This window comes from Fibrobacter sp. UBA3718 (assembly GCF_002371935.1).
Classification (GTDB): Bacteria; Fibrobacterota; Fibrobacteria; order Fibrobacterales; family Fibrobacteraceae; genus Fibrobacter.
In genome coordinates this window covers 776-14,557 of sequence record NZ_DFHR01000007.1, presented here as the reverse complement: position 1 = coordinate 14,557, position 13,782 = coordinate 776, and the positions used below count along the sequence as shown (strand labels likewise).

The 13,782-nt window shown below is 53.6% G+C and carries 11 protein-coding genes; all 11 read left to right on the top strand.

The genetic code is table 11. From position 1 onward, the window contains the following. Positions 1–6: 6 nt before the first annotated feature. Complete coding sequence (locus B4A77_RS01880; RefSeq protein ID WP_290737816.1) at positions 7–2,049, top strand: hypothetical protein; 2,043 nt, start codon at positions 7–9, stop codon at positions 2,047–2,049. Between the two features lie 147 nt (positions 2,050–2,196). Beyond that, entirely contained in the window at positions 2,197–4,311 is a 2,115-nt protein-coding gene (locus B4A77_RS01875; RefSeq protein ID WP_290737813.1) for a hypothetical protein, read from the top strand. Next, entirely contained in the window at positions 4,308–6,329 is a 2,022-nt protein-coding gene (locus B4A77_RS01870) for a M6 family metalloprotease domain-containing protein (RefSeq protein WP_290737810.1), read from the top strand. The genes B4A77_RS01875 and B4A77_RS01870 overlap by 4 nt, the downstream gene beginning before the upstream one ends. A gap of 112 nt (positions 6,330–6,441) precedes the next feature. Continuing rightward, on the top strand, positions 6,442–9,939 hold the full coding sequence (locus B4A77_RS01865; RefSeq protein ID WP_290737807.1) for a glycoside hydrolase family 2 TIM barrel-domain containing protein: 3,498 nt from the start codon (positions 6,442–6,444) through the stop codon (positions 9,937–9,939). Positions 9,940–10,161: 222 nt separating this feature from the next. Next, on the top strand, positions 10,162–11,103 hold the full coding sequence (locus B4A77_RS01860) for a PD-(D/E)XK nuclease family transposase (RefSeq protein ID WP_290737803.1): 942 nt from the start codon (positions 10,162–10,164) through the stop codon (positions 11,101–11,103). 191 nt (positions 11,104–11,294) lie between these two features. Next, complete coding sequence (locus tag B4A77_RS01855; protein WP_290737800.1) at positions 11,295–11,561, top strand: DUF4160 domain-containing protein; 267 nt, start codon at positions 11,295–11,297, stop codon at positions 11,559–11,561. A 9-nt stretch (positions 11,562–11,570) separates the two neighbouring features. After that, entirely contained in the window at positions 11,571–11,903 is a 333-nt protein-coding gene (locus tag B4A77_RS01850; protein WP_290737796.1) for a DUF2442 domain-containing protein, read from the top strand. A 5-nt stretch (positions 11,904–11,908) separates the two neighbouring features. Next, positions 11,909–12,100 carry a hypothetical protein gene (locus B4A77_RS01845; protein ID WP_290737793.1) on the top strand — a complete coding sequence of 64 codons (192 nt, stop codon included), beginning with the start codon at positions 11,909–11,911 and terminating at the stop codon, positions 12,098–12,100. Between the two features lie 292 nt (positions 12,101–12,392). Beyond that, a complete protein-coding gene (locus B4A77_RS01840; RefSeq protein WP_290737790.1) occupies positions 12,393–12,809 on the top strand; it encodes a hypothetical protein in 417 nt (138 codons plus the stop codon). Between the two features lie 313 nt (positions 12,810–13,122). After that, complete coding sequence (locus B4A77_RS01835; RefSeq protein ID WP_290737788.1) at positions 13,123–13,521, top strand: four helix bundle protein; 399 nt, start codon at positions 13,123–13,125, stop codon at positions 13,519–13,521. Positions 13,522–13,585: 64 nt separating this feature from the next. Next, a partial coding sequence (locus B4A77_RS01830) for an alanine-zipper protein (protein WP_290737785.1) occupies positions 13,586–13,782 on the top strand: 197 nt, incomplete at its 3' end.

Below are 13,782 nucleotides of genomic sequence, written 5' to 3'. Positions count from 1 at the left end.
TGTTTGATGGGTAAATTTCGCCTGACTGCTGGGATGGCCTTGCTATGTGCATTGTTGCCGGCTGCAGTGTTTGCGTCTCCGCTTGACCCTAGTGAACGTCGTGTTGTCATTAACGACGGTGATTCGCTTACACTCCAGGACTTGGGCGACGAACATTACAGCGTCACGCGTACGGAAGACGGCTACCTCGTGGTTGCCGACGAAAAGAATGTCTTCTACTACGCCGACGAAAATGGCGAACCCTCCAAGTTCAAGGCGCGGAATCCGCACAGGCGCAAGAGCGCAGAAAGGGCGTTTCTGAACGGGCTCAACCGTGAAAAAACGTTTAGGGAACATCGCCGCCGGACTCCGGACCGGTTTGCGGACCGTGATATGGAACATCGGGTGGCGCCTGCACCGTGGGTTCCCAAGGTACTCCCGAAGTCGCACCATTCGGCAGGGAAACTTCGATTCCCGATAATCCTTGTGGCAGGCGAAGCGAATGGATTGCAAAATCTCGATTCTGCGGGAATGTATGCGCGGCTGAATGTTGCAGGCTATAACGAGGATGACTATTTGGGGTCGGCGAGGGATTACTTTGTCGATCAGTCGTCGGGCGTATTCGAACCGCAATTCGATATCTTCCTGGTGAGCGAGAGTGAACCCTTCAGCGGATACATCGGGAAGGAGGCGGAATTCATGAAGCGCGCCGTCCTCTCGATGCTCGAAAAGTACCCGTCATTCGATGCCTCGCTCTATGACTACGATAACGATGGCGAGATAGATGCGTTCGGCGTGATGTATGCGGGTTCCCGCTACAAGCTGGGGACCAAGCACCTGGGCGGCTTCCAGACTACACTCAAAAAATACAGTTCGGTTGTCGAGACGCCGGACGGGAAAAAGTTCAACACCTGCTTTATCATAGATCAAGGTGCAAGCCATGTCGTGCAGCTAATCCATGAATTCAGCCATACGATGGGTCTCAAGGATCATTATTGCGTGAGGATGAGTGGTTGCAGCGCCTACTATGCCGACAGCGCCTACCAGGCTCCGGGAGCACATGCGTGGGACGTGATGGCGACCGGCATGTATAACGGGAACTACCGTAAGCCGCCCAACTACAGCGCGTTCGAGCGAAATTTCATGGGCTGGCTCGATTACACGACCCTTGAAGTGGATTCGCAGGTGAAGGCGCTCCCTCCGCTCGGTACGAACAACTTTGCATACTACGTGAACGTAAATGACAAGGAATGGTATGTATTCGAAAACCGCCAGCAGGTCAAATGGGATGGCGGCCTCCCGAATCACGGGATGCTTGTGTGGCATATCGAATTTAATTCCGGCGCATGGACTCTCGATGCCATGAACGATGTCCCGGAGCACCAGCGCGTGGACATAGTCGAAGCGGGCGATATCCGCGTTCTCAGCCAGACGGGCGGTTACATGAGCCAGGGCGGTGGTGCGCGGCAGAAGGACGATCCGTTCCCCGGAAGCCTGGACGTGACGAAGCTTTCGCCGGTGCTCGCGTGGGACAGTTCCGTGGTGCTTGCCGGTCTCTTCGGCATTGTCGAGCCCGATACGAACGTGTGTTTCGTTCTCGATTCGACGGTTGCCGTGGAAAACTGCGAATTTGTCCGTGTCTCGTCGAGCAGTTCTGCGCTCGAATCGAGCAGTTCGTCGCTTGGGTCGAGTTCCAGCGAGGAAAGCTCCAGCAGCGCGCAATTCGAATCCAGCTCGAGCGTGGAATCCTCCAGCAGCGTCCAGTCGAGTTCGTCATTCGAACCGGAGTCCAGCTTCTCGACGACATTCGCGGGGCGCGACGTTCCGGGAGCGGCTGGCTTCCATATCGCGATGGAAGGTCGCACGCTCGAAATCCGTGTGTCCGAATCCGGAATGAAAATTGTCCGCGTCTTCGACATGCAGGGCAATGCGCTCGCTTCGGCTTCGTTCGCGGGCCAATCGCATCGACTTGACCTCGGCCGCATGGCTCATGGCTCTCCCCTCGTGGTGCGTCTCGAGTTGGGCGGCCGGCTTGCCGGGTATTTCAGGGTGGCACCCGCAGTGCGCTAAAAACGGGACCTTCCCGCTCGAAAATCGTAAAAAACAGGCGACAAACACAAGTTTTGCACGAAAAAATCATTTCGTGCGATTGTTTTTGCACGTATCCGAGGATATATTTATAATGCTGTTTGATGAATGTAAAGGAGCGGTTTGGTAATGGGAACCCATTCTCTTGACAAGTTTTTCTTTTGCTCGGCTTTGTGCGCTGGGCTGACGGCCATGTCGTTTGCCTATCCCTCGAATCCCGTGCTCAGGACTATCGATAACGATGGCGATTCCCTTTCTGTCCGTACGCTCGGCGACGAACATTACCGTTTCACGCAGACAGAAGACGGCTTCCTCGTGATGCGCGATTCGAACGGAGTGTTCTTCTTTGCGGACGAGAATGCCGAACGTTCCCGGTTCAAGGCGAAAAATCCCGCAAGGCGCACTGCCGAAGAAAAGGCGTTCCTGAACGGCCTCGACAACCAGAAGGTCCGCGACAGGCACAGGGAAAAGCACCCCGACAGGTACAAACGGCCCGATTCCAGGCAGAAATCGAAACGCGCTTCCTGGGTGCCCACGGCGAAAAGTCCGGACGCCGCTGGGGGTGCTAATGCATCCGCTTCCGCCGCAGAAGATGTCCCGCCTGTCCTGAGGCTTCCGGCGGCATATTCGCATGCGAATGGCACGAACCGCTTTCCCGTATTCCTGGTAGAAGACAACAACACGACGAATGCGGATTCCGCCAGTACGTATGCCTACATGAACCAGGAAAATTACAAGGCGAAGAACTACGTCGGCTCGATCCGCGATTACTTCATAGACCAGTCGGGAGGACTATTCGTTCCGTCTTTCGACCTCTATATCGTCAAGGTCAGCGATTCTTTCCGGAATTATATTGGCGTGGAATATCAGCTGATCCAAAAGACGATTGCCGCGGTCTTGTCGAAATATCCGTCGTTCGATGCGGGTGCCTACGATTCCGATAATGATGGCGAGGTCGATGCCTTTGCGGTCCTGTATGCGGGGAACATCGTCGAGTCGGGCGATTCTCACCTGGGCGGGTTCCAGTATGAACTTCGGTGGAACGCTTGCGGAAGACTGAGTGCCGGAAACGGGAAACGATTTAACAATTACTTTATTTTGAACCAGGTCGGTGATATCTTCGAGAGGTTTATCCACGAGTTCAGCCATACCATGGGACTCAGGGACCATTACTGCGTATGGAGCGACAGTTGCTACATAAGTTATTCCAATTCCGATACCCAGGCTCCGGGTGCGCACGCGTGGGACGTGATGGCGACCGGCATGTATAACGGGCAGAACAATCCTCCGAACTATAGCGCTTTCGAACGGAATTTCATGGGCTGGCTCGAATACACGACTCTCGAAAAAGATTCCGAAGTGAAAACGCTCCCGCCGCTCGGTACGAGCAACTTTGCCTACCATGCGGGTGCGAGCAAAAACGAGTGGTTCGTGTTCGAGAACCGCCAGAAGGTCAAGTGGGACGCCGCCCTCCCGAACCATGGATTGCTCGTGTGGCATATCGACTACGATGCGAATTCGTGGACCGATGACAACCTCAACGATGTGCCGAGGCACCAGCGCGTGGATGTCGTGGAAGCGGGAAACCTGCGCGTGACGGACTACTACGACGGCTTTGCCTCTTCATCCTACGGCGGGTCGCACTTGAAGGATGACCCGTTCCCCGGAAGCCAGAACGTGACGAAACTTTCGCCCGTGCTTTCGTGGAAGAATGTGGAAGTGTTTCCGGGACTCTTCAATATAAAGGAACAGGACGACCTAGTGTGCTTTGCCGTAGACGGATCCGTCGCTGTCGGCAACTGCGAACTTGCAAAAAGCTCGAGCAGTTTCGTGGTTTCTAGCAGCTCCGTAGCTTCGAGCAGTTCTGTGGAGAGTTCCAGCAGCGCCGTAATGAGTTCCTCGTCGAGTTCTTCTTTCCGGTGGCCGTGGCGCAGCAGTTCGTCGACGGACGTGGCTTCTTCTTCGGCTACGGAACGGATTGCCGCGGACGCCGTGCCGCACGTGGGTTTCGAGGTGCGCTACGAAGGCGGAATGCTGAATGTGCTTGCCCCGGTGGCGGGAGCGAAAACGGTGCGGCTTTTTGACATGCAGGGGCACCTGGTCTTTGCGGAATCGTTTGATGGAATGTCGCATGGCGTAAACCTCCGTAAGTCGCGTTCGCTTGTTTCACGGAGCGGTTTCTTGATTGTGCGCGTGGATGCGGCAGGGAAATCGCTGGGCTATAGAATGGTAGGTATCCGATGAAACTGCTTGAGACAACGTTGCTTGTATCCGCTTTGTGCGTGACGGGTGCTCTCGCGCATCCGGCAAACCCCTTTGTAAAAAAGCATGTGCAGTCCGACGGCTCGACGCTGAGCGTGCGCACCTTGGGCGATGAACATTATCATTTTGTGCAGACCGCCGACGGGCTGCTCGTGGAACGCGATTCCGCGGGGGATTTCGTCTACGTCGGCAATGACGGCCTGCGTTCGGGAGTGAAGGCGAAGGACCCTGCGCTCCGCGATTCCCGCGAAACGGCTTTTGTCGCCGGTATTGACCAGGCGGCCGCCCGCGAGGCCTACAGGGCAAAAAAGGGAGAACGCTTCCGGAATCAGAACGTGGCATACGACGCTGTCGCGGCTGACTATTCCTACGATGCGACGGGTACCGCCGTCAAGCGCAAGCGCCCGCGTGCCGAAAACTGGGTGATGGGCGAGAGGTGGTTCCCCGTGCTGCTGGTCTCGACCCCGAAACAGGCCGCTGTCGATTCTGCAAGGATGTGGCGTTTTTTTAACGAGGAAGGCTATTCCGATAGCGAAGGGAACATCGGCAGCGTGCGCGATTTCTATCTGGAATCTTCCAACGGTAACTTCAGCCCGCATTTCGACATTTTCCCCATCACGATTTCTAAAGAGCTTGTGCAGTATGTGAATTCGGCAAACGACTCGCTCTACGAAAACGAATTGACGAAGGAGGGGGTTGACCTGCTCGTGAAGCGTGCGGATTTCGACGTGGACAAATACGTGTCGAACAGGAACAAGAAGCTGGTGGACGGCTTTATTTTCCTGTTCCCCGGACGCGAAGAGGATGTCCTGGTCTACAGCGAGGACTTCTGGGCGCACCAGTTCTGGATGCAGGCCAATGGTTCGAACAACGTGTTCCGTGCTCCTTTCGGATACAAGCCGAACAATTTCGGCTATGTCTTTGACAAGTATCTCCTGATCGCCCAGCTCGAAGACGCCGACAACGATTTGTACAGGGCGGGCAACTTGAACAAGTTCGGCATCTTTGTCCATGAGTTTGCGCATGTGCTTGGGCTTATGGACCATTACGGGGTAAGGGATTCGGGCGAAGATGAACTGGGTGCCGCCTCCTACGACCTGATGTCGTTGGGAATGTATAATGAAAACGGACGGATCCCTGCAAAGTTCAATGCGTTCGAACGCGAGACGATGGGCTGGATGACGCTTTCGGAACTCACGACCGCGGATACGGGCGTAATCATGCTTGGCGATATCGACCAGGGCCAGGCGTATTCGGTCACGAACCCGTCCGACAAGGATGAATACTTTATTGTGGAATACCGCCCGGCAAAGGGATACGATACCGGCATTACGCATGGGCAGGACTACGCCTACAACGGGGTCTGGGTCTGGTATATCAAGTACGAGCTGGAGGCCTGGGAAAACAACAATATCAACGGAATGGGCAATTTTAACCGCGTCGATATCAAGGCGTCGCTGTTGAGTGGAACATGGGGCTCCAAGACTTCCTATTCGCCGCTGGTCTACAAGTCGGAAACGGCCTCTCCGGTTCCGGGCGTATTCAACTTCGTGAAGGCGGATGATTCGTTTGTATGTTTTACTCTGGACGCATCCGTCAAGGTCGCAAAATGCGAATCGCCGGTCCCGGCTTCGTCTGCGGGATCTTCGTCGTCGCAGTCCAGCAGCTCGGTGGAGGCCGTCTCCAGCAGTTCCGAGACGGTCAAGTCCAGTAGCTCGGCAGAAGCGGTTTCGTCGGCCACGTTTGCCGTGCAGACGCAGGTGCCTCCGCAATTCTCCATGTCGCTAGATGGCCGCCGCCTGGCCGTGAATGCCCGAACGGGCGGGACAAAGACGGTCCGCATATTCGACATGCAGGGAAACGAGGTGATGCGCTCCGCGTTTGCCGGGGAATCGGCCGTGATGGACCTTTCCGGACTCGGCAGGGGGCATTTCGCTATCATGGTTTCGGTTCGGGGAAAATCGCTCGGAATCCGGACTTTGCGGCTGAATTTTGATTAAAAAGCCCATCCCCTCTTGATAAAATATCCACGGAACTTGCCGAAATGACATTTAAATGCCCCTCAAAAAGGGGTATTTTTCTTTATGGTGTAGAATAAACAAAGAGGATGTTATGAAGAATTCCCAAATAGCCAAGGTTGTTTCGTGTGCGGCCATTTTTGCCGCGCTTGCGGGCTCCGCTTTTGCGCAGAGCGGCCCGAACGACGAATGGAACGGCAAACCGCGCGTTTTCGGTGTGAACCGGCTTAACCCGCACGTGACCTCGATGCCCTACACTACGGTGCAGGAGGCCATCAAGGGCGACCGCCATGCATCCGAATGGTACCAGACGCTTTCGGGCAAGTGGAAATTCTACCATGTGGACAAGCCGAGCCAGCGCAACAACGACTTCTACAAGGACAACTACGACGTGTCCGGCTGGGACGAAATCCCTGTGCCGAGTTCCTGGCAGATTCTCGGCTACGACCACCCGATTTACACCAACGTGGTTTACCCGTGGGCGCAGAACAACCGCGTGTCCGCTCCGGGCGCCCCGACCGATTTTAACCCTGTGGGCCACTACCGCCGCACCTTCACCGTACCCGACAAGTGGGCCGGCAAGCGCATCCGCCTGCATTTCGAGGGCGTGGAATCCGCCTACTACGTGTGGGTGAACGGCAACTACGTGGGTTATTCCGAAGACTCCTTCACGGGTCACGAGTTCGATATCAACAAGTACCTGCGCAAGGGCGAGAACAACATCTCGGTGCAGGTGTTCCGCTGGTGCGACGGCTCCTGGCTCGAAGACCAGGACTTCATCCGCCTTTCGGGCATCATGCGTGACGTGTACATCTACGCCGTGCCCGAGGTCCATATTCAGGACTTCCAGATTGACGCTACCCTCACGAACAACTATACTGACGGCTTGCTGAAGACAACCGCCTGGATTTACAACTCCACGGGTTCCTCTTCGGGCGAATATACGGTGGAACTTTCGCTCTACAACGACGCCGGCAGCGAAGTGATTGCCCCGACCGCGCAGAAGGTCTCGGGTATCGGCGCGAACGGTGGCGAAAAGAGCGTGCATTTCGAAATCCCGTATGCCAAGCCGAATCGCTGGTCTGCAGAAACGCCGTACCTCTACACGGCGGTGCTCACCATCAAGGATAACGCGGGCAAGATAATCCAGGTCGAAAGCAACAAGATTGGTTTCCGCACGGTCGAAATCAAGAAGGACAATGGAGTCCCGCGCCTGCTGGTGAACGGCATGCCGGTGAAGTTCCACGGCGTGAACCGCCACGAGCTCGACCCGGATAACGGACGCGCAGTGAACTACGAGCGCATGGAACAGGATATCATCCTGATGAAGCAGTTCAATATCAACGCTCTCCGCATGTCGCACTACCCGAACAACCCGGTAATGTACGACCTTTGCGACAAGTACGGTATTTACGTGATTGACGAGGCGAACGTGGAAAGCCACGGCGCAAACGGCGACCTGCCCAAGAGCAGCGATGACTGGCGCGCTCCGGTGGTGGACCGCCTGAACAGCATGGTGCAGCGCGACAAGAACCACCCGAGTATCATCCTGTGGTCGCTCGGCAACGAGGCCGGTAACGGCAATGTGTTTGCCTCCGAACGCCAGCGTGCCCACGAAATCGACTCTACCCGCTACGTGCATTACGAAGGCGACAACAACAATGCCGACGTGACAAGCCAGATGTACTGGGGTTACGACTACATTACCGGCTACAAGGATGCGAACAAACCCGTGATGCTCTGCGAATACGAACACGCCATGGGCAACTCCGTGGGCGACCTCCAGGAATACATGAACGCCTTCTACGGCAACCCGCGGGCTTTTGGCGGCTTCATCTGGGACTTCATCGACCAGGGACTGCACCACAAGGGTACTCCGTACTGGGAATTCGGCGGCATGTGGGGCGACTGGCAGAACGACGACAACTTCTGCGCGAACGGCCTCGTGTTCCCGGACAGAAAGATTCAGCCCGAAATGTGGGAGGTCAAGTACCAGTATAGCCAGCTTCGCGTGAAGAACGTCGACGCCGCGAAGGGCAAGATCGAAATCGAGAGCCGCTACCTGTTCAAGAACCTCGGCGACTTCCTCGATGCCTACTGGCAGATCCGCGAGAACGGCAAGGTTATCAAGGACGGCAAGCTGAGCGGCTCGCAGATGAATATCGGGCCTCTGCAGAAGAAGGAAGTGACCATCGAAATGCCGGATATCGAGACGACAATCGGTGCTGAGTATTTCCTGGATATCGATTTCCGCCTGAAGAAGGATGAACTCTGGGCCAAGGCGGGTCACAGCGTCGCCCATGAACAGTTCGGCATCAACCTGGGACAGCTCTGGTCTACCGAAGTGGATGTCAGCACTCTGGATGGTCACAGGGTTTCTAGGGGGAGCGGCCTCACCATCGAAGGAACCGACTTCAAGATTTCCTTCGACGAGAAGGCGGGTACGCTTGCGAGCTATGTTCTCGATGGCGATACCATCATCAAGAACGGCGGTATCCCGAACTTCTGGCGCGCCCCGACCGACAACGACAAGGGCTACAACATGGAACGTGGCCATGGCGAATGGCGCAAGGCGAGCAAGAGCCGCTCCGTGACTTCCGAAGTCAACGAAGTCTCTCCGCAGGAAACCCGGGTGACATTCAACTTCAGCTTCCCGGACGTGGGCAGTTCCAAGATGAAGATGACCTACTACGTGTACGGCAGTGGCGATATCGTGGTGGAATACTCGTTTACTCCGGACGGCTCCAGGAGCTACATCCCGAACGTGGGTACGCTATTCACCGTGCCGGGCGGCTACGAAAAGGTTCGCTACTTCGGTCGCGGCCCCGACGAGAACTACATCGGTCGTAACCGCGGCAGCTTCATGGGCATCTACTCGACTCTCGTGGATTCCATGACGGTCATGTACATGGAAATCGGCGAAACGGGCCAGCGCACCGACGTGAAGTGGGCGACGCTCACCAACGAAAAATCGGGCAAGGGCGTGATGGTCGTGGGCTCCCCGCGCATGGAATTCAACGCGCAGCACTACACTCCGGAACAGCTTTCCGATACCAAGCTTCCGTGGGAACTCAAGCGCAACAAGGATATCACGATGCGTGTCGACCTGCGTCAGATGGGCCTCGGCGGCATCAACAGCTGGGGTGCGGAACCGCTCAACGAATACCGTCTGAACGCAAACCGCGAATACTCTCACAAGTTCCGCATTGCGCCTATCCGCAAGCAACTGAACGACCCGACCGAATACTCGCTGCTCGGTTTCCGCAACTTCGGTACGAACGACCTTCCGCCTGCACCGTATGGCCAGAAGGAAATTAAGGAGATTTACGAGAACCAGCCCGAGAAGGACGTGACGGAAACGGCCGATATCGGCCCGAGCGACAAGACCGACATTCCGCGCCGCCCCATGGTGTTGCTCCCCGAGAACGAACGCAACTACAGCGTGTTCGACATGCAGGGCCGCCTCGTGGCGAAATTCACGACCCACGGCGTCGAAGACCTCCGCGCGCTCACCAAGAACTCCGTCAAGCGCGCAGGCTCCTACCTCGTCCGCGGCAATGCAGGCTCCGTGTTCCGCATTATCGTGAAGTAAGAAATTCCACACCCCAATCCATAAACGCTCCGGTTTTGCCGGGGCGTTTGTCGTCATCCCCGCGATCTTTTTCGTCATCCTCGCGTAGGCGAGGATCTTTTTGCGTAAAGAAAAATTTTTTGGCATTTTTGGAACATTTTCCCGTTTCGGCCGTTTTTATGTATAGATAGGGTCTTCCTTATCCGCCATCGCGGGGGCGTTCCCGCTATAAAACGGAATAAAATGACAAGAGAGGAATTCGCAATCTTTCTCAAGAAACTCAAGACCGCAAACGACAACGGTCAGGACATCGGTGCAATCGTCAAGGAACATGAGCACCGGAACGTCTATTTCTACAACGACGGATGCATCAAGAAGATTCTCGCCAGCGAGAAGAACTTGATGCTCACGACCGACCTCATCAACGCGGCGTTGAACCTCGTGGGCTCGGACCGCATTGAGAACCCGCAGCTCGTGAACCCGTACGTCCCCAGTGAGCTGGGATACCGCAGCATCGAGCCCGACCTGCTTCTGACCAACGGCCGCGGCCACGGCGTGCCCCGCGACCGCATCTCCATCGACGTCCAGCACGAGAACAACGACTCGCTGTACAGTGACCGACTGGTCCTCTACGTGGCGCGCCTTACGGGCAGCATGGAAAAGCCGGGCGATTTCACCCCGCTTGAAAACCTGCACGTGGTAAGTTTCCAGTTCTTTGACGCCTTCAAGGGCTCGCCGAACTACCTCCACACGGTGCAGTTGCGCAACCAGGAGCAGCGCGTGTATTTCGAACGGCAGACGGTGACGCTCGTCGAGGTGAACAAGTTCCTGAAGCACACCGATCAGTTCGCCGGTGACCGCAGTCGCATCGCCCAGTGGCTCCACGCCATCGACACGCTTAACAAGGAAGGCGATTTTAGCGAATTCGCAAGCGATCCCGTGTTCCGGGTATTGCAAAAAGAAGTAAAATTGTGTAATTTTAGTGCAAGGTATATGCTTAGCAACATGATGAAGGACATCGACAAGTCGTACTGGGAGTACGGCGCAGCCCGGAAGAAGGCGAAGGAAGTGGCAAAGAACTTCCTTCTGGACGGACTTCCCATCGAAATGGTGGCCCGCAATACAGGTCTTCCCCAGTCAACCGTCCTTGAACTCAAGAAGGAAATCGACTCGCCGGATACATGACCCGCGCAACAAAACACTTTAAGCCCGTTCATTGAACGGGCTTTTTGCGTAAAGAAATTTTTTTTGTGTGTGTGCGCGATAATTTGCTAAGTAAGAACACTATTTCGCCAACAAGTTGGTGTATTCCATCAAGTGAACTTGTTTTTTTAAACACAAAAAACTATATTCAAAAATAGAAACTTGGAGCGAAGATGCCTGAACTAAGTCGATTTGCTGGAATGGTTATTTACATGTTGTTTTGTGATGTAAAGCAACATAACAAGCCTCATGTACATGTCTATTACGGGGATTTTGAGGCTGTAATCGGTATTGATGGCGAACTTTTGGCCGGGTCGCTTCCTCACAAGCAATTGAAGATGGTGACGGGCTGGCTTGCTTTTCATGAGGAAGATGCCTATAAGGCATGGAACCTAGCTGTAAAAGGCGAACACTTTGAAAAGATTGCTCCGATGCAATAGGATGGATTTATGTTTATAATGGATGGCATCTGCTATGCGGGCTCTTTTGAAGAGAACATCAAGGTCACGGAGGTAAAACCTCTTGTGGGCAGGATGCTGTTGCTAACGTTTTCTACTGGTGAAAAGCGCTTGTTTGATACGAAATCTCTTAAGGGATCTGCATTCTCGGTGCTTGATGACGAGGCTGTTTTCAGTAAGCCTAGCCTTTTTCACGGAATCGTGACTTGGGACGACGGCAAAGTAGACGTAGCTCCTGAAACAATGTATCATGATAGTGTTGCTTACGAAAGCGAAGACGCCTGTATGGTGTGCGAATCGACTCGTCCTTATTCGGCAAAATAATTCATATGCTCAGCAACATGATGAAGGACATCGACAAGTCGTACTGGGAGTACGGCGCAGCCCGGAAGAAGGCGAAGGAAGTGGCAAAGAATTTCCTTCTGGACGGGGATTCTGTTGAAAAAGTGGCCCGCAATACGGGGCTTCCCCAGTCAACCGTCCTTGAACTCAAGAAGGAAATCGATTCGCCGGATACATGACCCGCGCAACAAAACACTTTAAGCCCGTGCATTGAACGGGCTTTTTTGCTTTGAGTGACAAAACCGTGAAATTGGGAAAGCGAACAATAATTTAGATAGATTGTAAGTTTTATCCACGATATGGAGTTCGAAGGATTTCCGCCACAAGAGCCTGTGTGAATCCGGGACGGCTCAGACACCCAAAGTGTTGCTATTGCGCATAATGCAATAATCGGATATATTTAGAATAGGCTGGGCGAAGCCCTAAAAGTTAAACAAGGAAAAGTATATTATCAGCAAGGACTGCGATTAGATGACACGGAAAACCCTTGTCGAAAAGGATATGGGAAGCCTCGAAGGCAGGATCTGGCTGGTAAAGCTTGTCGAGCTCGTAAAAGAAAGAAAGTCGTTTGAGGAGGAATCCCTGATGTACGGCTATGAAGGCGCGGACAAGGAAGAAATCTGGACGTGCATGGAGTTCTTTTACCAGAACCTGTATAACCAGGCCTTCGGCGACTTCATATGGCACGACGACGATGACGAGTGGGAAAATTACAACTTTACCCTGAAATATCGTGACCTGTATTCGGAAGTGAATATAGTCTACGGCATAGGCTCGTTTTGCGTCATAAAGCCGGTAGACCGGCCGGACGGCAGGGCCGGCAAGGTATTTGACCTGGAACGTATTGCCTTATTGGCTACCGGCGAGGTAATTTATAACGATGACTAGAATATCAGAATAATTACCTGGTTTGACAGTGCTTCCTTGATTTTGCCAACTGTTTTTTGAAGTATGGTGTGCGAACCGTTTCGTCCTTTTTTGTGTAAACAAAATTTTCACGCCCCGTTTGGCTTATTTTCGCCGCGAAATCGTTTTATAGTATAGATAGGGCCATCTCTATCCGCCTTTGCGGGGGCGTTCCCGCCATAAAACGGAAAAATGGAAAACAAACGCATACCCTTTGAACAGCTCCCCATCACGGACCGGCGAATCGGTGTGGAATGTGAGGTGTGAAATGTGTGATGGTAATAAGATACATGGAGTGAAAGGAATTACTGCAAAACAGAATGATGTGCTCTTGTTAAGTAAAACGTTCGCCTTGCGGGTTGTACGGTTGCATCAATATTTGGTGTCAAGTAAAAGAGAATTTGTTCTTAGCAAGCAATTGCTTCGTAGCGGCACAAGTATCGGCGCTAATATAAAAGAGGCGCAGTTTGCTCAAAGTAAGGCCGATTTTATTGCAAAAATGTATATTGCTTTGAAGGAATCGGGTGAAACAGAGTATTGGCTAGAATTATTGCATGAAGCTCAGTATTTAGAGGCAAAGGAATTTGAAGATATTGTTTCGCCTTGCCGAGCGATTATTCGAATACTTAACGCTATAACTAAAACAGCTTGTAATAATAAATCTCACACCACACATTCCACATTTCGCATTTGATGTATGTTAAGTGCTTTTCTATATTTGGTGGTACCAGACGGACAACGAAACGAGGAAACGCTATATGACTTGGCAGCAGGAAATCGACATCGCCGTAGACCAGGAACGCCAGCGTGCAAATGATGCAGAGAAGCGCTTTTTCGAGGCAAGGGATCGTGCAAATGATGCAGAGAAGCGCTTTTTCGAGGCAAGGGATCGTGCAAATGATGCTGAAAGGCGTTATTTCGAGGCGAAGGATCGTGCTGACGAAATTCAGAAGCA

Bases quoted from the DNA above. Each gene is read 5' to 3' on its own strand.
- B4A77_RS01880 (WP_290737816.1), top strand. From the start codon at position 7: ATGGGTAAATTTCGCCTGACTGCTGGGATGGCCTTGCTATGTGCATTG.
- B4A77_RS01875 (WP_290737813.1), top strand. From the start codon at position 2,197: ATGGGAACCCATTCTCTTGACAAGTTTTTCTTTTGCTCGGCTTTGTGC.
- B4A77_RS01870 (WP_290737810.1), top strand. From the start codon at position 4,308: ATGAAACTGCTTGAGACAACGTTGCTTGTATCCGCTTTGTGCGTGACG.
- B4A77_RS01865 (WP_290737807.1), top strand. From the start codon at position 6,442: ATGAAGAATTCCCAAATAGCCAAGGTTGTTTCGTGTGCGGCCATTTTT.
- B4A77_RS01860 (WP_290737803.1), top strand. From the start codon at position 10,162: ATGACAAGAGAGGAATTCGCAATCTTTCTCAAGAAACTCAAGACCGCA.
- B4A77_RS01855 (WP_290737800.1), top strand. From the start codon at position 11,295: ATGCCTGAACTAAGTCGATTTGCTGGAATGGTTATTTACATGTTGTTT.
- B4A77_RS01850 (WP_290737796.1), top strand. From the start codon at position 11,571: ATGTTTATAATGGATGGCATCTGCTATGCGGGCTCTTTTGAAGAGAAC.
- B4A77_RS01845 (WP_290737793.1), top strand. From the start codon at position 11,909: ATGCTCAGCAACATGATGAAGGACATCGACAAGTCGTACTGGGAGTAC.
- B4A77_RS01840 (WP_290737790.1), top strand. From the start codon at position 12,393: ATGACACGGAAAACCCTTGTCGAAAAGGATATGGGAAGCCTCGAAGGC.